This window comes from Rhizobium sp. TH2, from assembly GCF_024707525.1.
Lineage (GTDB): Bacteria > Pseudomonadota > Alphaproteobacteria > Rhizobiales > Rhizobiaceae > Rhizobium_E.
Genome location: NZ_CP062233.1, coordinates 107100 through 129042 on the forward strand (window position 1 = coordinate 107100; position 21943 = coordinate 129042).

Below are 21943 nucleotides of genomic sequence, written 5' to 3' on the forward strand. Positions count from 1 at the left end.
GAAGCTCACGCGGGAGGTGCGAAATGTACCTGACCCCTCTCCAATACCGTTGATATACTGGCGGCTGGTCATTGATCGGGCACTGTCAGAACCGCTAGCTGTAGGGAACCGGCCGCGTCCCAATGCATTTATATATCTGATGGGCGCAAGGAAAAATGAAATGATTGAAGAAACCGGCTCAATGCGGAGTGCGGAAGAGCGTTATCGGCTATTGATCGACTCTATAACCGACTATGCCATCTACATGCTGGACGTCGACGGTATTGTGTCAAGTTGGAACCCGGGCGCCGAGCGGTTCAAGCTCTATACAGAGAGCGAGATTATCGGAAAGCACTTCTCAGAATTCTATCTCCCTGAAGACCGCGCCAACGATCGGCCAGCAATAGCGCTACGCACCGCCGCTGAAGAAGGCCGGTTTGAAGGCGAAGGGTGGCGCGTGAAGAAGGATGGCACGCGTTTTTGGGCCCATGTCATCATAGATCCGATCCGCACCACGAGTGGCAAGCTAATTGGATTTGCTAAAATAACGCGGGATCTCTCCGAGCGGAAAGCCACACAGGAACTACTGAGAAAAAGCGAGCAGCAGTTCCGACTCCTGGTTCAGGGGGTAACCGATTACGCGATTTACATGATGGATGTCGAAGGCCATGTCTCAAGCTGGAATGGTGGTGCCGAGCGGATCAAGATGTATTCGGCCGAAGAGATAATTGGAGAACATTTTTCCCGCTTTTTCCAGTCCGAAGATCGAGAATCTGGCTTCCCGCAAAGGGCGCTGGACACGGCGGCAAAAGATGGCAGGTTCGAGTCCGAGGGTTGGCGCATCCGAAAGGACGGATCGAAATTCTGGGCTAACGCCGTCATAGACGCCATCCGTGATGAAAGCGGTACTCTCATAGGGTTCGCAAAGATTACGCGAGACATTTCGCAAAAGCGTGAAACCGAGCGGCAGTTGGAGACCGCGCGGGAAGAGCTATTTCAGGCCCAGAAGATGGAGGCGGTCGGTCAACTCACCGGCGGGGTAGCTCATGACTTCAACAATCTATTGATGGCCATTCAGGGAAGCCTTGAGCTACTCAGGAAGACACTTCCCTACAGTTCCCGAACCGCGCCTCTCCTCGCAAATGCCCTCCAGGCGACACAGCGAGGCGCGTCGTTGACACAACGAATGCTGGCATTTTCCCGTAAGCAGGAACTGACAGTGCACGCAGTCGATATACCGAGCATCGTAACCGGCATGACCGACCTTCTCCAGCGGACACTTGGGCCCTCGGTCATTTTGGAAAACAAAATTCCGTCCCACCTTCCTCTGGTCCATACAGATGCCAACCAGCTTGAAAGCGCGCTGCTCAATCTGGCCCTGAATGCCAAGGATGCAATGCTCAGAGGCGGTTTTCTGACGATTGGCGCCGATGTTCACGTCAAAGGCCGCGAGAATGACGCTGAACTGCAAGGCTGCCAATATGTTTGTCTTTGGATCCGCGATGAAGGGGAGGGTATGGAAGAAGAGACACTCACCAAGGCGACGACTCCCTTCTTCACGACGAAGGGTGTCGGAAAGGGCACGGGCCTCGGATTACCCATGGTGCATGGCCTGATGGCGCAGTCAGGCGGGAAACTTGTCCTCAAGTCTGTCAAAGACGTTGGGACAACGGCGGAGCTTTGGCTCCCCATTGCTGACGCTGCTACCCAAACCGTCGAGGATCAGAAACCCGCCACCAGTTCATCAGCGGATGACCGTGTCGTCATCCTTGCAGTAGATGACGATCCCTTGGTGCTGATGAACACGGTGTTGATGCTTCAGGATCTAGGCCATTATGTAGTTGAAGCAAATTCCGGAATCGAAGCGATGCGAATACTGGCTGAATCGGAGGTGCAATTGGTCGTCACTGATCACGCGATGCCAAAAATGACAGGGTCTGAGCTGGCGGCACAAATCCGCGTTAAGTGGCCGAAAACGCAGTTAATCCTGGCAACGGGGTACGCCGACTTGCCCCCGGGCGCCGATGCTCAACTCCCCCGTCTGGCCAAGCCCTTCACCGAGCAACAGTTGGCCGAAGCGGTGTCGAAAGCCATAAAAAGCATTTAGAGATGCCTGAGGCATGTTAATCCATGCTACGGCCAAGCATTCGTTGTCGTGGGCAATGCCCGGCAAACCCAACAAGTAACTCAATGAGTTACCAATGCGCTCGCTATGCGAGCCGTTATCAAAGGATATCAATGACTGTGAATTCTAACGAACTTCAGGCAATTAATACTGCCTGGCAGATAGCCATTCAGGAAATATTGCGGGTGGTGGTACGGGATCTTTACAAATCTGGAGACGAGGCTTCGTTCCATTCGCATATCAAGCGTATTGAAGAAGCTGCCGTAGACAGCATTTATTCCGGGCTGATGCTCCGAGGAACGAATGAGTGGACGGAAGTTCTCGTCAAGGAAAAGGCGAGCAATTTCGTCACCACCCTTCTCACCTCTTTTACTTACAACAAGGTATGATGTCTTGGGGTTCAGATATCCGAGGCATTGACGAGCACGCAGCTGTTCACCCGCAAAATCTCGCGGGTTGCCCCGCGAGATCGCATTGGCTAAAACACTGTCGAGCCTTCAACCCTTGTATTCTGGCTGCGCCTTGAGGTTGGCTTGGTTGGCGTCGATGTAAACCCGGAATTCGCTGCCATCATTGGTGCGAACGATGTTGAGCTCATCGAGTGATACGGCGATCTGGTGTTCGCCCATGCCTAGGAAGCCTCCGACATCGAGGACGACCTGCTCGATCTGTCCGCTATCGCTCAAGATGAGGCGGTTGATTTCCCCAACGTCTTCATCGTTGGGGCCGTACACTCGCGCTCCCTTCAGTTTGTCGGCCGTGAGTTCAGCAACCTCTGCCGCCTTGTAACCTTCACGTGTTACTTCCGGACGAACCAGCCGGGTACGGTTGTCATTGGCCATCGTTGTTGTGGCGTTGTCAGTGGTGGTCGAAGACGTCTTGGTCTCGGTATCAGCCGGTGCGGTCGTGCTTGCGTCAGTCGTGGTCTGCTGCGCGGCCTTGTCCTCACGCGCAACATAAGCCGGGGCGGCGGTCAGCGCGTCCTTATCGGCGTTCACCACAAGAAAGAAATCATCGGCGTCCTCGCCGTTCTTGATGAACTTGATATCCTGCATCGGCACGGCAACATCTTTCTCGCCGATACCGAGAAAACCGCCAACGCCGAGTACGACCGCTTTGATCTGGCCATCGCGGCCCAGAATGACGTCATTCACTTCGCCGACATTGTCCCAGTCCTTTTCGGCGCCGGCGGCAATGCTGGCGTCGTTGGCCGGCATTTTATCGGTTGCATATATGGTGAGACCGATAAAATCTGATGCCTCGATGTCCTGCGACTGCGCCTGATAGCTACCCATCTGGGCAGCCGAAGCGCCAGCAGCCATAATCATGACGAGTGCAGTCGTTGCAAAAATCCGTTTCATGGTTGTTTCCTCGATTGAATTGCTCCGAACGCATGTCCGGATTGCCGCTTCAACGAGTCACCTCAGCATCAGTTCCGTTCTGCCCGCCCCCAGTTTGGGATGGCGAAGCAGAAGCATCGAAAGATTTGGGAAGCCCCTCCACTGACTCCAGGTAGGCGCGATTTTCCCTGCAAGTTGACGGTGCTTGGTTATGCTGTGACGGTTTTTGGGACGTTGAACGGTAGCAAGTCGCCGATGTCGGCATCTTCGTCGCGCTGTGGCAACTCTGCAAGCACGTGGCGCAGCCAGGTGAGTGGGTCGACGCCACAGGCACTGCAAGTCAGCAGCAGACTGTAAATCACAGCGCTGGCCCTGGCTCCCTGGGCCGTGTCGCTGCACAGCTACGATTTTCTTCCGGTGGCAAAAACTCTGATGTCGTGTTCCACAATGTTGTTATCGATCGGCATCCGCCGGGTCTCTAGACGGCGCTCTTTGAGCAACTGGCGAAGATCCATGGCCCCCCAGCGGCACCTAACCAAAGCCATCCACGGCTTGGACCGTGAATGCAGTGGTGATGCACTCATATATATTTCTGATTGAATTCTGGAGATTAATACCTACATATCATGGATGGACAAATTGCGGACCACAGACATCAATGAACAGATCTTAAAACTTGGTGCCGCGCCTCCAATGTGGGGCTTGGAAGCGAACGATCTGGTGGAACTCTCGCGGAATGTGGAACGCGTTGCCGCGAACGTTAATGCTTGGTTTCGGAGGGGCGTTCCAGGGCTTCTTGAAACCACCACGGTCTGCCACGATACGGTGCTCTATTGGGAGGAACAGGACGCGGCGCCGGCACTAAGTGCAGACATTCGTGTTTTACGAGCCACCTTTGATTCGAAGCGCGCTGAAGTGCACGCGGCGGCTGCGCATTTTAAGTTTAACTAACCCATGGCAGATTCCAGCGACGACGATTGGCACGAATTCGGTAGGCAAGCAGGCCAGGCTGCAGTTGCTGGAAGCGTTGCTGAACTGAGCCAGGCGGGCACCAGTGCTTCCAGTTGGGACTGGCTGGACGGAGTCATCGATGGAGCAGAGGGCAGCGGTAAGCAAATTCGCCTTATAAGGATCGGCGGTGCTCATAGAGAGCAAATGGAACGCGTGTCTGAGAGGACATCCGGACAAACCTATAGGCAATACCCCATCGCTCACGATGAGCTTCTTGAGCCCGGAAACGGCATCCAGGTGGACTTCGACTAGATCTGGCTCGTTAGGGTCCAATCCGCCAGCGAAAGTGGCAGAGAGTAGCTCAACATGTGGCCGCACATGCCGTGTGGAAACATCTCCGGATCGGCTGGATTATCGCAGCCTCCGAAGCAGACCTACCCATCAAACTGGTGGAATGCGCAATAGAATCCATGGAGATCGAATATGGAACTTCCTTCGAATACGATTATAGCCGTCGCGGATGGCGAGAAGCTTAGCCTGTTTCAGAACAAAGGCGATGCAGCCAACGTGAAACTCACCGCGATGGCGAGCGCCGAGGTGGATAGCTCAAAAATCTCATCCGGAGCACGGCATGCCAGTAGTTCCGCGAACCCCGATGACAGTCAGCAGAACGAAGACGGCTTCAGCATCGGCGTGGCAGACATGTTGAACAAGCAGGTGCTTGACGGGAAGATCAAGAGTCTCGTTATCATCGCGGCACCCCGCACATTGGGTGAAATGCGCAAAAGCTACCACAAATCCTTAACCGCCATTCTCATTGGCGAGCTGGATAAGGATCTGACTGGCCATTCGGTGCAGGATATCGAAAAGGCGCTTGCTGCAGCCTGATCTCTACGGCACGCAGCGCACGTCCGGCCGGATCGATGCACCCGTTGTATGGGTCCGGCGACGGGGATTCAAGCGCGCGTGTGCTTCATGGCGTACGAGTCCATCCACTGCTGTCCATGCAGTGGTTGTAAGACTTTTCCGTGCGAACGGCATTCCGGAGCCTCGCGTCCGCGACGAAGTCAGGCGTGCCGCGGGCGTACAGGCCTCGCTGCTGGGCCAGTGCCGCCATTCTACACTGACTATCCGCTATCTCGAACGCATCACCAGGGTATGACTGAACCCATTCCGTCTTGGATGGGCTACTGTTTTGACACGATGCGGCGATCCAGGCGACCACGGTGACTGAGATTATCCTGAGCATCGCGTTCCTCTCGGCGGTTGGCCACTGAGTGATCAAGCCGCTCAGCTATAGGGAATGCAAATGCTAAAGCACAAAATTCAGAATAGCATTAACAGAAGATGCGCCCGGCCGCGTCGGCTGACTCAATGAGACATTCTGGCTCCAGCGGAATAAGGATACCAGCTTAGTCACGGAAATTTCCTCCGGTAGGGCCTCGACCGCACAAACAACAAGGCCGCCGTCGAGATTGCTTACTTTGACAGTGGCCACAGTTTTTGCTTTCGACATTGTTTGACTTGGCGTAGCCGTCTGGCGATTGAGCGAAAGTGCTTTTGTTCGCCTGGGTTGCCTGCGAACCTATCAAGTCGGCGCAACTCTGTTCGCCAGCGAACGGCGTGTGGCCACTCATACTGAGCAGTCATAGGTATGATAGGAACTTACCCGAACGCCGAGCGTTCTGGCGCCGCCACGCTTGTGCTGGTGAATCGTTTTTTGGACCGGGCTTTTTACCTTCATGGACTGACATGGCGCTGCGCCTCGGAATTTGACTTGGGCCATGCATTTTTCAAATACCGCTAAGGAGGCACCCCATGTCCATCAACCCGCCGCGAAATCCAGGGGCTTACCCAGAGAGGAATGAAGATTGCCAATCCGCGATCGAGCGCCACTTTTTGTATGCGACGGTGAACTCGTCGAACCCTTACGTTGATCTTGCCAGAGTGCTCACAGAAATCACCGACGAAGGTACCCAAGCGGGATGGTCTGAAGAGGAGCTGACCGACGCAGTCTTGAATTTAGCGAAGCGGCACGACATGAAACCATCGATTTAAGCAACGGTCGGACCGTCCGCTGTTTGAGGGCGTGCAAATCAAAGTCAGAAGGCTCCTCGATGAGACAGGCGCTCCCCCTTAGCTCAGTGCCTATGAATTTGATTTGAGGCGTACTTCAAGGCTTGTGAGGAGGGGGCCGTGACGGGGCGATTTTGCTGAGCACGCGCCAGATGGCGCAAACATCACCGCATTTCCCCTTTCGCATGATGTTGCGCCAGTTGACGACCGGCGGATCATCCTGCTTCAGAAGGTTAGATGAGCACCACAAGGGCCCGTCTCGTGCTTGACGCCTTGCCTCCCGCTGATCATCTGATTGCCGATTGCCGATTGCCGATTGCCGATTGCCGATGCGAGAGCGCCTAGGTCGCGGGTACCTCGAAGCCAGAGGTATTTAGCCGTGCATCCCGTTATCAAAGAGCTGCAAGCTGCCCTTCGCCTACGACAACATCCTCTTCCGCGCTACGACCGATATGCGCACGGCTCTTCTCAGCAATCTGCGTCGCAGCCGCCGTCATCTTGTTTGACCGATGATTCTGACCTCACCAGCACTGTTCGGAGGTTTGTTTGGAACCATTCCAAATCTCGGCCGTTCTTTGAGCAACTGTGGTCACATCCGTCCCCCCGAATGATCACAGCGGCATCCTTACCCTGGATGCCCTAGTCAGCGACCCGATGCCTCGCCCCGAGGCATCGGGTTTTCATTTGCGGATCGGAACAACCCCGGGCCAATCAGTTAAGGCGCGAAGGACCGCGCCATGCTCAAGCCCTAGTCGGCGTCGTAGAGACCGGATCTTTATTTTGTTGGCACGTCGGTTGGGATGTCGCCTTCAGTTTTTCGCCGCAGGCATCGATATCTTGTCGCGGAAGATTGCCGAGCCTGTGCGTGGGCCACCCGGTAAATGTATGAAGTTCTTTCGCTTGGGCGCGGGCGAGCGTGACGGAGGAGCTTGAATGGACATATACATCGTCACCTTGACGATCCTCGGCTTCGTCGTTCTTCTGACGGCTTGGTTGCCGATGCTATTGCGGCGATTGCCTCTGTCTCTTCCCATCTTCTGCATTTTCTTGGGCGCGGTCCTGGCCTGGTCGCCCCTCCCTCTACTGCCTGCCTTCAATCCGTTGGAAAACAGGGCGTTCACCGAGCATATGACGGAGATCGTTGTGATCGTGGCCCTCATGGGCGCGGGCCTGAAACTGGATCGGAAGATCGGGTGGCGGCGATGGAGCACGACGTGGCGGCTCCTTGGCATCGCCATGCCCCTGACGATCGCAGCCATCGCATTTCTGGGCCATTGGCTTCTGGGGTTGGGTGTCGCCTCTGCGCTTTTGCTCGGAGCGTCGCTGGCTCCAACCGATCCCGTGCTTGCCAGCGACATCCAGGTCGGGCCGCCACAGTCTGGAGAGGAGGATGATGTTCGGTTCGCATTGACATCAGAAGCTGGGCTGAACGACGGCCTGAGCTTTCCATTTGTTCACCTCGCCATTGCAATTGCGCTGGCCGCCAAGCACGGCGCGGACCTCTGGCAGGACTGGCTGTTGATCGACGTCTTGTGGCGGATAGCCTCGGGCGTAGGCATGGGATGGGCAGCGGGATCGCTATTTGGCCATCTTGCGTTTCGGCTGAGGGGTATCAGTCTCGCCCGATCACAGGACGGACTCGTCGCCATCGGCATGGCCTTTGCGGCGTATGGCATGACTGAACTGATCCTTGGCTATGGATTTGTAGCCGTTTTCATCGCCGCGGTTGCTTTCAGGGACTCTGAACGGGCGCACGATTTCCACGAGCAACTTCACGACTTTGCCGAACAGATCGAACGCCTGCTAATGATGGTATTGTTGGTCTGCCTAGGCTCCATCGCCGTGAGCGGCCCGCTGCTCAAGAACATCGATTGGCGGGTTGGTGTCGTGGCGTTCTTAACATTGGTCTTAGTCCGTCCGCTCCTGGGCTGGTTGAGCCTCTTGGGATCGCCGCGATCGACCGGGGAAAACCTTGTGATCGCGGTCTTCGGAATCCGAGGCCTGGGCTCTATCTACTACCTTGCCTATGCGACCGGTCACGCTGAGTTTGATAAGGTCGAGGTAATTTGGGCAACCGTAGTTCTGATCATTTTGACTTCCATCGTTGTCCACGGTGTCGCGGTAACGCCCACAATGCGTTGGATCGACGGAACGAGGAAAAGCAAGCAGCCCAGATCAGACACGAATTCCGCGTAACGACCCTGGAGATCGACAATTGACGAAACTTAGCATTCACCACCGGACGACCTATCGATACCGAGAGGCCGTTTCACTATCGCCGCACAGAATGATGCTGCGGCCTCGAGAAAGCCATGAGCTGAAACTCCTCAGTCATGATCTTTCGATCTCTCCCGAGGCGCAGATCAACTGGTCACATGATGTGTTCGGCAACGCCGTAGCGACCGCCTCCTTCAAGACTCCAGCCGACACCCTCGTGGTGGAAAGCGTCGCAGAGGTGGACCTCACGGCGGCGCAGTGGCCGATCTTCGATATCGACGTTTCAGCGATCAGTTACCCGTTCCTCTATTCGGACCGGGACCGGATCGATCTTGGCGCTTTGGCGGCGCCGCAGTATGTCGATGCGGACAACAAGCTCGGCATATGGGTCAATGGGTTTGTCGCTGGAAATCCGACTGACACACTTTCGCTGCTCAAGGACATCAGTCTGGGCATCGCATCTACGATTTCCTACCAAAGCCGGGAAGCGGAAGGCACACAGGGACCATTGGATACGCTTGCGCGCGGATGGGGTTCCTGCAGGGATTTCGCGGTCCTGTTTGCGGAGGCGGTGAGAAGCCTCGGCTTCGGTGCCCGCATCGTCTCCGGCTACCTGTTCAAGCCGGACGGGTCGCTTGCGGGATCGACAGACAGCGGCTCGACGCATGCCTGGGCCGAAGTATTCATCCCCGGTGCGGGCTGGATTACATTCGACCCAACCAACCGCAGCATGGGCGGCGCCAATCTCATACCGGTCGCGATGACGCGCGACATCGCACAGGCCATTCCCGTGTCCGGCAGCTTCACGGGCCGGGCGGATGCATTCCTTACTATGGATGTCGCGGTCGAAGTTCAGGAAATCAAAGCAGCGACATGACCGACGGCGGATCCCTTCCCTCATTTGTCCGCGCGAGCAATAGCTTAAGAAGATCGTTTTTGTGCCTAAACCTTGGACTGGCAACGCAATCGATGGGAATCTTATCGGTTGTCGTCGAGCATCAATTCTTGCCGTTTCTGGGAGCCGGCAGGCAGACGAGCATAAAAACTGCACCAATCGCGAGATAGGCGGCTAGCAGAGGCCAGGCTGTCGCAAGAACCAAAAGCCAAGCAGCTTGCCGAGGGTTTTCGTGATCGAAAGTTTTGGAAAAATAGATAAATATTAGCGATGAAACGAGTAGCCAGATGACGACAAAGCTGCTTTGCATGGTTGTCTACTCCATTATCGCATGCACGTACGGCCAAAAGAAGAATTTACCGCCGCCGCGGGGCATCGGTGGGCCCACACGGCTAACGAACACTCGTCACTTTCCACACAGACGTTGGAACACCGGGTGCCGAACGTTCGCCATGTGCTGGATGGCCGGCGGGCAGTTCGAGAAAGAGCGTTGGACCTTTCATCATATTGACCGCCAACATTTCGCCGCTCGCAGTCACAATCACGGCCTGAAATTTCTCGCCGCTTACCTCTATGCAAAGCTTGTCGTTTTCTGTCGGAACGGATTCGGTTTCGGCGCGGTCTTCCGGCGAAATCAGGAGGACGGTGCCCATCTCGAGCGACCGGCTCTTGGTTTGTCCAATCCAGCTACGCATTGCTTTTCTTCGATTTACCTGGAGCTTCATGACTATCGGTGGGCCAGTTGTGTTGGGGCGATGTGAGCAATATCGACTCCATATCCGGACACGGGGGGGCGGCCAAGGCTGGCGGCTGACACCAGTAGAGAGCTCGCAATAACGACCAGCGAGCTCACGGCGAGAGCAAGGGGGCGGAGTGGGTTTCGGGGCGAAGGCAAGCTCATTCTGATCTCCAACGGTTTGAAGCCGAATCCGCGAGCGTTCCAAATGTTCCGCCTGTTCTCCCGATATCGTAAAATGACCGTAAGATGAACACGGGTATCCACTTCTGAGTGCACGGCACGCGAGAAATCGAAGGGCAGCTCGTCGATTTTCCGGATGGTGGGAACAATCGAGCTCGCCGCCCGTTTGTCGCCGCACCACGCAATTCGGGCGATATGTCGCCCCTCTCCAGGAGAGAAAATATGAAGAACGTTCTAGCCGGCTCAATTCTAGCCCTGTCCATTTCCTTCCCGGTATTCGCTCAGGACGTCGTGGTCGTTCCTGATCCGGTGACGACTTGGGTAACCGAGCAGCCGATGGACGGCGATGTCGTGGTGGAAGAGAAGTTCGTTGTCGGCGACGCCCTGCCTGACAAAGTCGTGATCAAGACTGTCAAGGACCACGACGACTACGGCTTTGCCGTCGTCAACAAGAAGCGTGTGATCGTCGAGCCCAAGACCCGCAAGGTCGTGAAGATCATCGACTAACGCATAATCGTCCAACCGGGACGTCAGGGCGGGGCTGAGGGTATCAGTGCCGCCCCTCCTCAATTTCGAAAAGGAGAAAGCAATGAACCGAATTATTTGGATCATCGGCGCAATTGTGATTGTTGTTGCTATTTTGAGTTTTTTTGGGCTTCGCTAAAGGCGCCCGGTCAGCGCGGTCGGCATGAGCGAAGCCTCAGGATGCGATTGTTTGCGGCTACCTTTTAGCAGTTGCTTAAGTCGAATGGCCAACAACTTCCCGCTTACGCGAGCAACCGAACGAGTAGGACCTGCCATGCAAGATAAAGATTGGGACGCCACTCCTAACGCCGACCCGGAATCACGTCGTGAAGAAATCAACAGCGCGTATGCAAAAATAACAAACGAGGAGCGCCAGGCTAATCAAGCCAAGACTTTGCGCGAGCACAATATGAAACTACTTGGCTGGCCACCGCCGCCCAACCGAGGCTGATCAAATAACTGCCGCGGATGGAACATCACCGGCTTGTCGAAGGCTTAGCGTTCCGCTGGACGCCGAGCGCACCACGTTGCCGCCACGGAGGGCGTGGATTTAAGCACACACGTTCCATATCGAATTTCGTGATAGGCACGGATCGATTTTCATAACCCTGCGTTGTCTGCTGAAGACCTACCCTTGAGGTATTCGAGAGGGGCAACATTGATGATCCGGCGGCGTCCTAAACCTTGCGGCTTTATCCTTACCAGCAACGTCAGCTATCAAACTTTAATGATCGCACAACCCAGCAGGGCTGGTTAAGACCCTCATCCGTAATGCCAGCGGGGCTTCGGAGCCGTTCCGTGCAGTTTCACGCCTGCTCGCTCCCCGGACCGCCACCGGAGTTCACAGGCGTAGGCTACGCCGTCAACGGGCACGTAAAGTAAAAACCGTTCCGGTACCAACGCGCTGCTGCTTACTTTGAGTTCCGCGCCGTCCTTGTTCATATTACGAATGCTGCAAGGTATTTCGGAATTCGAAACGCCCGTGATGATGGTTGCGCCTTTTAGGACGCGATTCCGATGAGACCTGGGCGAAACGCTTGATTTCGTATCTTCCATTTTTCTAAATTACCGGATTAGGCGGTACGGAGCAAGCGTGCCGGAAGTGGGCCACTTCCTCACCAAACTGCCCCACGGGCGCTCCGAGGCTTGCCACCAAGCACCTGGTTTCGTGATGCGTTGAGCGCCACGCTTGGCTATTTCGACAATACATTCGTTTGTGATCTTGAGGACCCCGCCGAACAGGGCTTTGTTGCCAAGAAAGTGGAGCAATTGATGCGCGCCTTCCAGTCCAAAATGGACTTTAAAGGTGCGATCAGCGCGCCCGAGAGCGGATGATCAGCGCCAAATCTAAGAGACGTTACTCCGTCTCCGGAACAGCCATGTTGGCACTTCTTCAAGGATAACCTTGATCACAAGATCTGTACCTCAATCGAATAGTTTAAGCTGACCTGCCGCCGCATTGGCCTCATCCATAGAAGCGTCCAAAGTTGCCTTGAGGATGCGAAGCTCAGCCAGCAGGCGTGGGCTGAGAGGCTGCTTTTGCCAGTCGCTCAATTTTTGCTGCCACTCGGCAACTTCGACAATGAGCCTGCGCGAGCGGTCGGCTGTTTCAGGATTGATGTCCCTCGCGGCACGCTCGGCGTTTTCGGCCAATTCGACGAGTTCGACGGTGCTTATGACCCAGGTGGGTAGAGCGATACGCAATGTTTCGACCTGCGAGAGGACTGCTTGATCAGCGGAATAGTCGGGCATGTTTGGATTCCTAGAGTTTGAGGATTCGAGAATGCACGAAACATGGAGTCGATAGGAGTTTCCGCCGGTGAGGCCATTGCAATCCGGAGCGCACTTGCCGTTTTTTCAGCCGAACTTGGCAAATAGGCTTGCTTTTAGACCGCCGTCGGTTCCCGCGTGCACATCACCGGCCTACGAAGTCGTCAACCTGGAGCCAACATATTCCTCATTGTGTCTATGCGATGGACGTATCGTAGGGTTTGGCAAAAAACCTGCCTTCGACGGGAAGCAGCTCGTCGCTCAGGTGTCGATGTCCTGACGTGACGATTATCCTGATCGGCGGCCATCTGTCTCGCACTGCGGCGGCGAGCTTTAAGCCGTCCATACTTCCAGGCATGTCGATGTCGGTGAACATCAAACGAATTTCGATGTGCGTGTTTAAGACTTCGATCGCTTCATCCGCGTCGGCCGCTTGGTGAACGGTAAATCCCTGGTCTTCGAGAGCGAACACCATGTCCAAGCGGACAAGAGTTTCGTCCTCGACGACCAGAACCGTGATGCCGTTGTCGCCCACTCCCGAAACTCCGTCATGATGTAGCTACAAGACTCGATGGGTTAACGCGCGGATCATAGGAACGATCCACCGCAAAAAATAAACAGATTTCATAGAGTTAGTTGCGACCTTCGGAAGGCCGTCGCTTGATCCTATTTGGTCGACAATCGGCTCAAAGGACCAGCGACGCTGCATCGAAACCCACTTGGCGCAAAGGCGATCTCCGGAACTGATCCAAACACGGATGCCAGCGCTGAGCGGATGTAGCGCGTGCCGTAGCCTTGCCGTGTCGGCTCGACGACATCAGGGCCGCCGGCCTCCGTCCACTGTAGTGAGACAACCGGCTCGTTCTCTTCCGAAACCGCCCAGACGATGTCGACAACGCCGTCATCCTGCGAAAGCGCGCCATACTTGATGGCGTTGGTAATAAGCTCATGGAGACAAAGGGCGATCGTGGTCGCAGCATCACGGCTGATGGAAATATTCGGTCCGCGGGCACGGATACGATTCAAGCCCTTGCTGTTGTACGGCGACACCGTCAGTTCAACCATGGACGACAGCGAGACGTCCTCGCCATTGGCCTCAAAAACTGCCGTGTGGACACTGGAAAGTGCCTGCAGCCGACCGGTGAAATCACCAGCCAATTCGTCAACGGTCGTCGCTCCGCGTCGCGTCATCCGGAAGATCGAGCTAACGCTTGCCAGAATATTCTTGATCCGGTGGTTGAGCTCGAGGCGCAATTCCCTCTCGCGCTCTATGGCGTTGCGCACCTGGCGTTGCCGTAGCCGAACCAGCAGATTCGATTGAATGCTGTTCATCAATTCCAATCGCGCAATCGGGCGGATATGAAACAGAAGGCGCGCGCCCGGCCAGGAGCGTTCCAAACGACTGCGAATTCTGGAAATCGGCGCGGCGCGCTCCAGCAAGATGAGGATCGGTACTTCTGACCAATCGGGCTGCGAAGCGAGATGCTCGCCTATGCTGGCGAGTACGCTCGGATTCAGGGCTTCATGTGCGATGATGATCACGCCAGGAGACAAGGAGAGAAGATGGGTTACGTCATCGTCGGTCCGTCCGGCCTTCACCTCCACCTTCTGCTCGCCCAGCAGGGCCATGATATAATCGGCGTCCTTGCGGAACGGTGCAAGGATGAGCACCCAATCAAGCTCGCTCTCGATAAAAACTCCGTTCATTTCGGATCAGGAAGTGGATTGTAGGCGACGACGCTGACGCTTCCACTTTCGATCAGAAGTTCCTGGACGTTGAGATCGTGTGGCCCGTGACGTTTTTTGACCACGGTGATATTCCGGCGCAACCGGCCTTCATGCTCCACGATCCGCAGGAGGAGAACTGTGTCACCGAGGAAGCTGACGTCGACATCGATGCCCACGTTTTGCCCGAGCAGGCCATGCTGAGCAACAATCAGCATGGTCAGGACACCGGAGCGTGCGAGGAATTTGAGAAGAGACTGGATATCACGAACGGCTTTATCCCGGTGCGGCAGCGAGCTCAGATATCCCGTCAGGCTGTCGATGACGACGACTCTCACCTTGTTTTCGGCGACTGCATCCTGAACGATCTGGCCGAACTCACCGGGCGAGATTTCGTTCGGGTTGAAATCGCGCAGGATCAGTTTGCCGTCCTTGTGGAATTGTCTCAGCTCCATCCCCAAGCCCTCGGAGCGACGAAAGAACGTCTCCAAGCGCTCTTCGAACAGAAACAGCGCGACACTCTCACCACGTTCAAGCGCCGCGGTTGCATAGAGCGACGACATTGTCGACTTGCCGGTGCCCGACTGACCGATGACAAGCGTCGTGGTTCCGGCCTCCTGACCGCCGCCGAACATATCATCGAGCGCTGCGACGCCAGATTTGATCAGGTCAGGTTTCGTCGTCTCCGACGCGGTGCTCGGCATGATCCGCGGAAACACGACCACGCCCTCACCTTCACGAATTGCCATATCATGATAACCGTCGGCCACCGGAACGCCGCGCATCTTGGAGACTTCGACGCGACGGCGGACTCCCCCATACTCCTCCAGTGCCTTGTCGAAGCGAATGACGCCGTGGCCCAGGCCTTCCACTTCCTCACCGCTGCGGTCGCTGCCAGGGGTCTGCGTATCAAGCAGAAGGGCTACCACTTTCCGTTTGGAAAGGAAGGACTTAAAGCCGATAAGCTCCCGACGAAAACGCGGCGAGTCACCTGTGATCAGGCGGATCTCCAACAGCGAATCATAGACGAGGCGGCGCGGTTTATGTTCATCGATGGCAGCTTCGAGAGCCTTCCGCGTCTCATCAAGCCGCAGGTCCGATGTGAGAAATATGCTTTGGTCATCCGCTTCATTCACGGTGCCGGAGGTGGTCAATTCTTCGACGCGAATGCCATCGAGCGTCCAGCCGTGCGAAACGGCAATAGCCTCCAGCTCAGCGGCCGTCTGTGACAACGTCACATAGAGACAGCTTTCGCCGGCCTCCACGCCGGCACGCAGGAACTGCAGTGCTGCCGTCGTCTTGCCGGATCCCGGTGCTCCCTGAAGCAAATAGAGATTGGATGCCGGCAAGCCCCCACGCAGGATCTTGTCAAGTCCTGCAATTCCGGTGCTGACAACAGCGGGCATTTTTCGTTTTGGCATGGCTCGTCCCGCATTGAGGTTTGGCGTATTCCCGAAATAGAAATCGCTTGCCATCCTAGGAAGATGCATTGCGTTATATTTGTGTTTCTAAAAACATCAATGACGTCGGGGTTTTATCGTTGGCTGCTGGCCAACACGAGCTGCGGCTGGAAGTGGAGCAATGTTAGCAATCGAGCGAGTAAATCATCGCTCCCACCAAACAACATTTCCGGTGCAGTGGATTCGAGCTCAAAACTAGACGTTGACAAAACGGATCGTAGTCTCTATCTGAGGTTTATCGAGATTTGCTTGCTGAGCTTTGGTTACCGCGCGATTGGCACCGCGCCCTGAACGAACCTTTCCTTTCAAAAATCGCTACCACCATCCGCAGCGCGTTTGCGCTTGCGGTCGTTCAATATTGCTATGAAAGGGTTCATCATGACCACTGGCACAGTTAAATGGTTCAATTCCACCAAGGGCTTCGGCTTCATTCAGCCTGACAATGGCGGCGCTGACGCGTTCGTTCACATCTCGGCCGTCGAACGCGCCGGAATGCGCGAAATCGTCGAAGGCCAGAAGATTGGTTACGAGATGGAGCGCGACAACAAGTCGGGCAAGATGTCGGCCTGCAATCTCCAGGCTGCTTAATATCGGCATCTGCTCTCCCTTGACCACGGATGTACTGGCACTGTTGAGAGCGTGATACCGACCAAGGTCAGGCAACTTGCCTGGCCTTTTTTGTTGCTCGCCCGCCGAGCTTTCCATCCAGGAACACCATCATGACACAGACACACAGCAGATCCCGCCAGCAGGCGGAGGTTGCCTTCGGCAAAACCCAGACCGAATTCTTCGCCCGGGGCCAGGCCATGGATGCACTGGATTCCATCGCTCTCGCCCGCGACGAAAAGACCGTCCGCCTGCGGGAAGCCCGCAAGGCCAAGGAACTGGTGGATCGCCTATCAGCCACACCCCTGGTCATCGGCAAGCGCAAAACGCGCGCCTGATCGAACGACCAGGCTCATATCCAACAGGATCCAGATTTGAAAAACTCCAAAGACACCGATCTAACCGATCGCCGCACTGCGGCTGCAGAGGCCAAAGCGGCACTGCTTAACGCCTACCGCGCTGCCAAGGATGCCGCTGGGCCGGAACAGGCCGCCAGGCAGGCCGAGCGCCAAGCAGTCGCCGTTGCCAGAGACCAGCGTCGCGCCGAGCGCGAACAATTAAAGACCGAGGAACAGGAACGCGTTCAGGCCGAAGCCATCGAACGCCAGGCTGAACTCGATGCTGCCGCGAAGGCCGAGGTCGAAGCGCGCGAAACGGCGGAGAAAAACCGCGTTGCCTGGTTGATCGAAGACGAGGCGTCGCGAAAGGCCGAACGCGACCGGCGTTATGCCGCCCGCAAAGCCCGCCAATCGTAATCTGTTCGCAATGAAGTACCCTTATAGCCAGCTTCCGAGCACATCACTTCGCATGAACATGATGCTGTGAAGTCCGGGGTACCCGGATATAGAACTCGATTTCCAAATGTAGGGCATGATGGTCGAATCGAAACTCTTCGTTGGACTCAGATCCACTCGAAAAAAGTCAGCGCCTCATCGCGAATCCACCGGCCCCAAATGTCAGTGGGATTGCTGCGAAAAGAGCGGGACGCACCGTGCGCCTGTCGGACAGGATGCCGAAGGACTGTACCTGCTCTTCTGTCCGGAGCACGTGAAGGAATACAATCGGGGCTATAATTACGCGACGGATCTCTCCAGCCCAAATACCGCCCGCTACCAGCGCGAAGCCGCAGCCGGCGGGCGTCAGACTTGGGGAACCGCTGTCAAGCAATCTCCACACGTCCCGATGCCCTCCACGGCTCCCTCCGGATCGGCGAGAGCTTTGAACGCCCGCATGACCGCTGCGCAGCGCCTCGCCCACCGAGCTGACTCACCGGTTCGAAAACTAAAGACGTTAGAAGTACGCGCGTTGGAGACGCTCGGCCTCCCAGCCAACTCGACACCGCAGGAGATTCAGAGCCGTTATAAGCAGAAGCTTAAAATGCACCATCCGGACGCGAATGGTGGAAGCCGTGCCTCTGAAGAGGCTCTTCGCCTTTCGATCGAGGCCCATAAGATCCTCAGATTGAACGGCTTTTGTTGAGACCGACATTCTCCGGCCATCAGGTTTTGTGCGGTCCGGTTTTTGATGACGACTTTTGTGCGACTGGAAATGACGAATATACGGCTTGGCTTGGCAATCGATAAGGAGACGCACCTCTTCAATCCTTGAAAGCTGGCGAACGCCTCCCACATAAAGGCCGCTCCCCTGGTCCGGGCCCCTCTGGCGAATCTTCGGCACTTTCGTGATGTCGGACCATTTCCGACATATTGCCGGACCCAGAGAGAGTTTCATGATCTCAGATATCGCAGCTTGGCTGTTTGCTCTTTTCGTGATTGATCCGCTTCAGGCGGAGATGCGCGAGCGCCTCGATGGCGCGAATGTTCCCGTTGCGGCCGTTCAGCAGTCGCGGCAGTGTGCGCCGGGGCTTCTGCAACGCGCTGGCGAGGAACCAGGGTGGGCTGTCACCACCGCTTTGGGTGTGGCGATCGGCTGGACGGCGCCCACCCAGCTCTTGGACGCGAACGATCCAAATTGCACCGTCCTCATCCGCAGTTTAAAAAGCGCCCATGATCAGGAAGGCGAAGCCTGATAGTGGATTTGGAGCATGGCAAAGCGAGTATCACTCGCGGTGGTATCCACAGCGCTTATGCAACTTGCAGAGCGCGCCCGGGAACGGGGTGGCTTGACGATCGGCGATGCACTTGCCTCGACCGGAGAAGCAAGCTTCGGCTTCGATCGCGTTGTCGGCTCTCATACCAATCCCAGGTCCGTTTGGCATGGTGTTTGGATCGGCCATGGCAATCGTCGCCTTGCAGCATGCGGTTGGCGCTGGTTCACTTTGGCTTCCATCGTTCCTGAGAAACTGCAGAATCTCCGCATCGGCGTTCGCTGCTCTCCAGCGATACGCCGACCCGATCGTCAGCAGGATCGAGCGCATCATCAGGACGAATGCGGTTGCTGACAGGTCGCGCCCTGCCCTACATCCTGGGGCTCCCCGTCTTTGCTCTGGCGGTCGCGATTGCTCTTCCCATCCCGTTTGGCAATATCGTTCCGGTCATCGCGGTGTGCGTGATAGCGGTTGGGCTGATCGAGAGAGACGGCTTCATTGGGGTTGATATCTTGGCCCTCTTCGTGACCGTCGCACTTCTCCACGGAGCGCTATCCTTCATTTCCACGCTTTGACCGTAAAGATTTCACGGCGACGATCGGTGGCCGGGGGCAGCGTCGTTCCCTGAAACACAGGCCACGCAGTCGTTGCCCAAACGGCCAGCGCACCCCGTCCATCGACATCATGATCTCGCCCGCCACTGCAGGGAGTAGTAGTTCAGGCGCGGAAGCGACGCCGAAAATTGACAACGACGACATTGGTTTCCGGTGGAGGCGGCTCAGAAGGCGGTTCAATTCGCTTGTCCCCGACTTCGCAGTCTGCCAGCGAGAATACTGATTCATTCTCCTGCGCGTCTCGCAGCTTTTGAATTGTCCGGCGCAGATCTGCGACCTCCGTCGCATGGTCATCGACCATCTTCTGGTATTCGGCACGGGGCACGAACCACAGGCGGAACCAATAGCACATCGTCTAGCCTCCCTCGCTGGATTGACGGGAACGCGCCTGATTCGATGCAGTTCCCGCAGGGGCGGCGGTCATCTAATAACCTCTATTGCAGTGCAATAAGGCGAGGAACCTAAGGAAACCATTTTGAAAAAAGCCGAAAAGCATCAAATCATCGTTGGAGCATTTTACAACGCTCGTTACGGAGTTTCACCAACTGCCACCCGCGGAGCCGTTGAAGGTCACGCAAGCAGGCACCAGCTGCGAGGGGCGGAGTACATCCGAGCGCTCGAAAGCGCTATTGCGGACGGTCTGGTCGTACCCATGGCCGACGCCGCGCTTTCCATCAGGAACGTCGGTCGCAAGATGTTGCCGCGGCGGTAGTCTGTACGTTATACGGGGCATCCGTTTAGCGAGGGATAGATGGCCTCAGTCAAGACCAACGCCGAGAAGGGCCGCAATATTCTCAACGCCTTTCGCCACAACTATCTCAGAGCGCACGAGCTGATCACGGTCCGAATGCTCACCGACTACTTCCGGGCCAACGGGCTGGATCTGGATGACATGGAATCCGGGCTTAACTACACCCGCCTGCAGGGCTGGACTGAGAACGGGTCCAACCAGTCCGCGACATTGACCGAGGAAGGTCAGAGGCAGCTGTCAGCTTAGCCAAGTTTCGAGCATCCGCTCCGGTCGCTTGGTCTCGCAATAGCACACTCTCGTTTTCACCTGCACTCTAGGCTCCAAACCCAATCAAACTATTGATTGTATTTTTGCCTTGTGATTCACTGCCATGACAATGGGAGCTTTGGATCATGGCAGGAGAGTTCTGGCTTAGCGATCAGCAGTGGGCCGTCATTGCGCCTCTGCTTCCGACCAATCAACCCGGCGCGCATCGCACTGACGACCGCCGGGTGATCAGCGGGATCATTCATGTGCTACGGTCGGGCTGTCGATGGCAAGATTGCCCTGCCTGCTATGGACCGGCAACGACAATCTACAACCGGTTTCATCGCTGGTCGGCACGGGGAATCTGGCGTCGGTTGTTTGAGGCTTTGGTGCAAACCAGCGATCGGGATATCCATATGATCGACAGCACCACTGCCAAGGCCCATCGATCAGCGGCCGGCGGAAAAGGGGGGCGGATGGCGAAGCAATCGGTCGCTCGCGAGGCGGCAGATCGACAAAAATCCATGCTGTTGTCGATGGTTGCGGCCGTCCCATCGCACTGCGAATAACGCCTGGACAGCGTGGCGACGCACCCGTTGCCATTCCGCTGCTCGCGCCTCTGCCTCCGAGCCGCCTATGCGCCGCAGACACTGCTTACGACAGCAATGCTTTACGCGACTTCCTCATCAAGCGCGGCACCGAGCCGGTCATTCCCAACAATCCTACTCGAAAGAGGATGCAACCCTTCGACCCTGTCGCCTACAGGCGCAGAAATATTATTGAACGCACCTTCTGCCGTCTCAAGGATTGGAGGCGTGTCGCGACACGATATGACAAGCTGATGCTCAACTTCGCAGCGACATGCTACATCGCTGCTCTTGTCATCTGGTGACCTTGATTGAGTCTGGAGCCTAGACCGAGATGAACCAGCAGACCACCCATCGCGGTTAAGGACTCCCGGACCCGAAGCGATGCGTATTTTTATTTTCATAATAATGATTTAGGGCGAAACGGATGTCATGCAAGCGGGTTGCCTGACCAGGGTGTCCACGTGCGATGCCCCGAGACGTCACCCGCTCATCGCGTAGTGCTGGTCCGGCCCGGTCCGTCGGAGATTCGGTGCAGGCCTGCGTTGATGTTTTCATCTCCGGTCTTGACGGATCCGAACCACTGGCCGTGTTATCTTTCTCGAACTTGTTCCCGCGAGATCGCTCAGAGCATAGACAATGCTTGACGCTCGCGCTGATTCCCGATGGCGCGGGAGGTACGATACTCCTACTACAGCATCAATGTTGCTGTCCTATCGCTCATGTAGTGGTCGATCACCCGCCTAGCGGGCGGTGAAGAATGTCAAAAGGACTTTTCCCTTCTCGCCGAGCAGGCAAACGAACCGATCGGCTTTTGCCGACTGTTCTTTTCGGCTGATATAGGCTTCTCCAAGGACCACAGCTGTTACGGGAATGTTCTCGATCTTGGTATCCGCGGCGCTGACAGCCAGCGTCTCCATATCGAATATCAGGTCGGTTATTTCAGGTGCCTGCGCCTGTAATGCAAGGAGCCCAGTCGCCTTACACGCAGCTATGGTGGGATCGTCTGGTGTTTGCGCGGCCGAGGAATTGGCCACCGTGGCTAAAATCAAAGATGCATAGGCAATAAAAGATAACCTCATTCGGCTGCCACTTTCAATGTTCATATTA

General features: G+C 56.1%; 26 protein-coding genes and 3 pseudogenes. 19 read left to right on the forward strand and 10 right to left on the reverse strand.

Annotation, left to right across the window (positions count from 1 at the left end):
- Positions 1–160 precede the first annotated feature (160 nt).
- Positions 161–2086 carry a PAS domain-containing sensor histidine kinase gene (locus IHQ71_RS30580; RefSeq protein WP_258163477.1) on the forward strand — a complete coding sequence of 642 codons (1926 nt, stop codon included), beginning with the start codon at positions 161–163 and terminating at the stop codon, positions 2084–2086.
- Between the two features lie 131 nt (positions 2087–2217).
- On the forward strand, positions 2218–2493 hold the full coding sequence (locus IHQ71_RS30585; RefSeq protein WP_258163478.1) for a hypothetical protein: 276 nt from the start codon (positions 2218–2220) through the stop codon (positions 2491–2493).
- Positions 2494–2601: 108 nt separating this feature from the next.
- Here the strand turns inward: IHQ71_RS30585 and IHQ71_RS30590 are convergent, their stop codons facing one another.
- Both IHQ71_RS30590 and IHQ71_RS30595 read right to left on the reverse strand, forming a co-directional pair.
- Complete coding sequence (locus tag IHQ71_RS30590; protein WP_258163479.1) at positions 2602–3465, reverse strand: PRC-barrel domain-containing protein; 864 nt, start codon at positions 3463–3465, stop codon at positions 2602–2604.
- A 188-nt stretch (positions 3466–3653) separates the two neighbouring features.
- Positions 3654–3932: pseudogene (locus IHQ71_RS30595) on the reverse strand (transposase domain-containing protein); the annotation flags it as partial.
- A gap of 151 nt (positions 3933–4083) precedes the next feature.
- Here IHQ71_RS30595 and IHQ71_RS30600 point away from each other — a divergent pair.
- From IHQ71_RS30600 to IHQ71_RS30625, 6 genes are all read left to right on the forward strand, one after another.
- Positions 4084–4395 carry a hypothetical protein gene (locus IHQ71_RS30600; RefSeq protein WP_258163480.1) on the forward strand — a complete coding sequence of 104 codons (312 nt, stop codon included), beginning with the start codon at positions 4084–4086 and terminating at the stop codon, positions 4393–4395.
- A gap of 3 nt (positions 4396–4398) precedes the next feature.
- Positions 4399–4707 (forward strand): hypothetical protein, encoded by a 309-nt coding sequence (locus IHQ71_RS30605; protein ID WP_258163481.1) that lies wholly within the window; start codon positions 4399–4401, stop codon positions 4705–4707.
- 171 nt (positions 4708–4878) lie between these two features.
- Complete coding sequence (locus IHQ71_RS30610; RefSeq protein ID WP_258163239.1) at positions 4879–5283, forward strand: host attachment protein; 405 nt, start codon at positions 4879–4881, stop codon at positions 5281–5283.
- Between the two features lie 930 nt (positions 5284–6213).
- Positions 6214–6453, forward strand: coding sequence for a hypothetical protein (locus tag IHQ71_RS30615; RefSeq protein WP_258163240.1), 240 nt, complete (start codon positions 6214–6216; stop codon positions 6451–6453).
- A 951-nt stretch (positions 6454–7404) separates the two neighbouring features.
- On the forward strand, positions 7405–8667 hold the full coding sequence (locus IHQ71_RS30620) for a sodium:proton antiporter (RefSeq protein ID WP_258163241.1): 1263 nt from the start codon (positions 7405–7407) through the stop codon (positions 8665–8667).
- A gap of 19 nt (positions 8668–8686) precedes the next feature.
- Positions 8687–9565 carry a transglutaminase family protein gene (locus IHQ71_RS30625; RefSeq protein ID WP_258163242.1) on the forward strand — a complete coding sequence of 293 codons (879 nt, stop codon included), beginning with the start codon at positions 8687–8689 and terminating at the stop codon, positions 9563–9565.
- 121 nt (positions 9566–9686) lie between these two features.
- Here IHQ71_RS30625 and IHQ71_RS30630 read toward each other — a convergent pair whose 3' ends face one another.
- Entirely contained in the window at positions 9687–9893 is a 207-nt protein-coding gene (locus IHQ71_RS30630; RefSeq protein ID WP_258163243.1) for a hypothetical protein, read from the reverse strand.
- Between the two features lie 82 nt (positions 9894–9975).
- Entirely contained in the window at positions 9976–10278 is a 303-nt protein-coding gene (locus IHQ71_RS30635; RefSeq protein ID WP_258163244.1) for a hypothetical protein, read from the reverse strand.
- A 446-nt stretch (positions 10279–10724) separates the two neighbouring features.
- Here IHQ71_RS30635 and IHQ71_RS30640 point away from each other — a divergent pair, with 446 nt between their 5' ends.
- The 3 genes from IHQ71_RS30640 to IHQ71_RS30655 all read left to right on the forward strand — a co-directional run bounded on the left by IHQ71_RS30640 (position 10725) and on the right by IHQ71_RS30655 (position 12362).
- Positions 10725–11009 carry a DUF1236 domain-containing protein gene (locus IHQ71_RS30640; RefSeq protein WP_258163245.1) on the forward strand — a complete coding sequence of 95 codons (285 nt, stop codon included), beginning with the start codon at positions 10725–10727 and terminating at the stop codon, positions 11007–11009.
- Between the two features lie 292 nt (positions 11010–11301).
- Positions 11302–11478: a hypothetical protein gene (locus IHQ71_RS30645; RefSeq protein ID WP_258163246.1), complete on the forward strand. Its 177-nt coding sequence runs from the start codon at positions 11302–11304 to the stop codon at positions 11476–11478.
- 695 nt (positions 11479–12173) lie between these two features.
- A complete protein-coding gene (locus IHQ71_RS30655; protein ID WP_258163248.1) occupies positions 12174–12362 on the forward strand; it encodes a hypothetical protein in 189 nt (62 codons plus the stop codon).
- 90 nt (positions 12363–12452) lie between these two features.
- Here IHQ71_RS30655 and IHQ71_RS30660 read toward each other — a convergent pair whose 3' ends face one another.
- From IHQ71_RS30660 to IHQ71_RS30675, 4 genes are all read right to left on the reverse strand, one after another.
- The gene (locus IHQ71_RS30660; protein ID WP_258163249.1) at positions 12453–12779 is read right to left on the reverse strand and encodes a hypothetical protein; all 327 of its coding nucleotides are present in this window, start codon (positions 12777–12779) and stop codon (positions 12453–12455) included.
- Between the two features lie 214 nt (positions 12780–12993).
- Positions 12994–13332 (reverse strand): response regulator, encoded by a 339-nt coding sequence (locus IHQ71_RS30665; RefSeq protein WP_258163250.1) that lies wholly within the window; start codon positions 13330–13332, stop codon positions 12994–12996.
- Between the two features lie 131 nt (positions 13333–13463).
- Entirely contained in the window at positions 13464–14504 is a 1041-nt protein-coding gene (locus IHQ71_RS30670) for a sensor histidine kinase (protein WP_258163251.1), read from the reverse strand.
- The gene (locus IHQ71_RS30675; RefSeq protein ID WP_258163491.1) at positions 14501–15943 is read right to left on the reverse strand and encodes an ATPase domain-containing protein; all 1443 of its coding nucleotides are present in this window, start codon (positions 15941–15943) and stop codon (positions 14501–14503) included. The genes IHQ71_RS30670 and IHQ71_RS30675 overlap by 4 nt, the downstream gene beginning before the upstream one ends.
- A gap of 417 nt (positions 15944–16360) precedes the next feature.
- On the opposite strand from IHQ71_RS30675, the gene IHQ71_RS30680 reads away from it, so the two are divergent.
- From IHQ71_RS30680 to IHQ71_RS30705, 6 genes and pseudogenes are all read left to right on the forward strand, one after another.
- On the forward strand, positions 16361–16570 hold the full coding sequence (locus tag IHQ71_RS30680) for a cold-shock protein (RefSeq protein WP_258163252.1): 210 nt from the start codon (positions 16361–16363) through the stop codon (positions 16568–16570).
- A 131-nt stretch (positions 16571–16701) separates the two neighbouring features.
- Positions 16702–16926 (forward strand): hypothetical protein, encoded by a 225-nt coding sequence (locus IHQ71_RS30685; protein ID WP_258163253.1) that lies wholly within the window; start codon positions 16702–16704, stop codon positions 16924–16926.
- Positions 16927–16962: 36 nt separating this feature from the next.
- Positions 16963–17343, forward strand: a complete 381-nt coding sequence (locus IHQ71_RS30690) for a DUF6481 family protein (protein WP_258163254.1) — start codon at positions 16963–16965, stop codon at positions 17341–17343.
- 115 nt (positions 17344–17458) lie between these two features.
- Positions 17459–18067 carry a J domain-containing protein gene (locus IHQ71_RS30695; protein ID WP_258163255.1) on the forward strand — a complete coding sequence of 203 codons (609 nt, stop codon included), beginning with the start codon at positions 17459–17461 and terminating at the stop codon, positions 18065–18067.
- 250 nt (positions 18068–18317) lie between these two features.
- Positions 18318–18617, forward strand: coding sequence for a hypothetical protein (locus tag IHQ71_RS30700; RefSeq protein WP_258163256.1), 300 nt, complete (start codon positions 18318–18320; stop codon positions 18615–18617).
- 205 nt (positions 18618–18822) lie between these two features.
- A pseudogene (locus IHQ71_RS30705) lies at positions 18823–19210 on the forward strand (exopolysaccharide biosynthesis protein).
- Positions 19211–19352: 142 nt separating this feature from the next.
- Here the strand turns inward: IHQ71_RS30705 and IHQ71_RS30710 are convergent.
- A complete protein-coding gene (locus tag IHQ71_RS30710) occupies positions 19353–19601 on the reverse strand; it encodes a hypothetical protein (protein WP_258163257.1) in 249 nt (82 codons plus the stop codon).
- 399 nt (positions 19602–20000) lie between these two features.
- Between IHQ71_RS30710 and IHQ71_RS30715 the strand changes: the two genes are divergently transcribed.
- Together IHQ71_RS30715 and IHQ71_RS30720 are read left to right on the forward strand one after the other, a co-directional pair.
- Positions 20001–20246: a hypothetical protein gene (locus IHQ71_RS30715; protein ID WP_258163258.1), complete on the forward strand. Its 246-nt coding sequence runs from the start codon at positions 20001–20003 to the stop codon at positions 20244–20246.
- Between the two features lie 146 nt (positions 20247–20392).
- Positions 20393–21075 (forward strand): annotated as a pseudogene (locus IHQ71_RS30720) (IS5 family transposase); the annotation flags it as partial.
- Between the two features lie 501 nt (positions 21076–21576).
- Here the strand turns inward: IHQ71_RS30720 and IHQ71_RS30725 are convergent.
- Positions 21577–21939, reverse strand: a complete 363-nt coding sequence (locus IHQ71_RS30725; protein WP_258163260.1) for a hypothetical protein — start codon at positions 21937–21939, stop codon at positions 21577–21579.
- Between the last annotated feature and the right edge of the window lie 4 nt (positions 21940–21943).

Coding starts and splice junctions, on each gene's coding strand:
- IHQ71_RS30580 (WP_258163477.1), top strand. CDS start 161: ATGATTGAAGAAACCGGCTCAATGCGGAGTGCGGAAGAGCGTTATCGG.
- IHQ71_RS30585 (WP_258163478.1), top strand. CDS start 2,218: ATGACTGTGAATTCTAACGAACTTCAGGCAATTAATACTGCCTGGCAG.
- IHQ71_RS30590 (WP_258163479.1), bottom strand. CDS start 3,465: ATGAAACGGATTTTTGCAACGACTGCACTCGTCATGATTATGGCTGCT.
- IHQ71_RS30605 (WP_258163481.1), top strand. CDS start 4,399: ATGGCAGATTCCAGCGACGACGATTGGCACGAATTCGGTAGGCAAGCA.
- IHQ71_RS30610 (WP_258163239.1), top strand. CDS start 4,879: ATGGAACTTCCTTCGAATACGATTATAGCCGTCGCGGATGGCGAGAAG.
- IHQ71_RS30615 (WP_258163240.1), top strand. CDS start 6,214: ATGTCCATCAACCCGCCGCGAAATCCAGGGGCTTACCCAGAGAGGAAT.
- IHQ71_RS30620 (WP_258163241.1), top strand. CDS start 7,405: ATGGACATATACATCGTCACCTTGACGATCCTCGGCTTCGTCGTTCTT.
- IHQ71_RS30630 (WP_258163243.1), bottom strand. CDS start 9,893: ATGCAAAGCAGCTTTGTCGTCATCTGGCTACTCGTTTCATCGCTAATA.
- IHQ71_RS30635 (WP_258163244.1), bottom strand. CDS start 10,278: ATGCGTAGCTGGATTGGACAAACCAAGAGCCGGTCGCTCGAGATGGGC.
- IHQ71_RS30640 (WP_258163245.1), top strand. CDS start 10,725: ATGAAGAACGTTCTAGCCGGCTCAATTCTAGCCCTGTCCATTTCCTTC.
- IHQ71_RS30645 (WP_258163246.1), top strand. CDS start 11,302: ATGCAAGATAAAGATTGGGACGCCACTCCTAACGCCGACCCGGAATCA.
- IHQ71_RS30660 (WP_258163249.1), bottom strand. CDS start 12,779: ATGCCCGACTATTCCGCTGATCAAGCAGTCCTCTCGCAGGTCGAAACA.
- IHQ71_RS30670 (WP_258163251.1), bottom strand. CDS start 14,504: ATGAACGGAGTTTTTATCGAGAGCGAGCTTGATTGGGTGCTCATCCTT.
- IHQ71_RS30675 (WP_258163491.1), bottom strand. CDS start 15,943: ATGCCAAAACGAAAAATGCCCGCTGTTGTCAGCACCGGAATTGCAGGA.
- IHQ71_RS30680 (WP_258163252.1), top strand. CDS start 16,361: ATGACCACTGGCACAGTTAAATGGTTCAATTCCACCAAGGGCTTCGGC.
- IHQ71_RS30685 (WP_258163253.1), top strand. CDS start 16,702: ATGACACAGACACACAGCAGATCCCGCCAGCAGGCGGAGGTTGCCTTC.
- IHQ71_RS30695 (WP_258163255.1), top strand. CDS start 17,459: ATGATGGTCGAATCGAAACTCTTCGTTGGACTCAGATCCACTCGAAAA.
- IHQ71_RS30700 (WP_258163256.1), top strand. CDS start 18,318: ATGATCTCAGATATCGCAGCTTGGCTGTTTGCTCTTTTCGTGATTGAT.
- IHQ71_RS30710 (WP_258163257.1), bottom strand. CDS start 19,601: ATGTGCTATTGGTTCCGCCTGTGGTTCGTGCCCCGTGCCGAATACCAG.
- IHQ71_RS30715 (WP_258163258.1), top strand. CDS start 20,001: ATGGCCTCAGTCAAGACCAACGCCGAGAAGGGCCGCAATATTCTCAAC.
- IHQ71_RS30725 (WP_258163260.1), bottom strand. CDS start 21,939: ATGAACATTGAAAGTGGCAGCCGAATGAGGTTATCTTTTATTGCCTAT.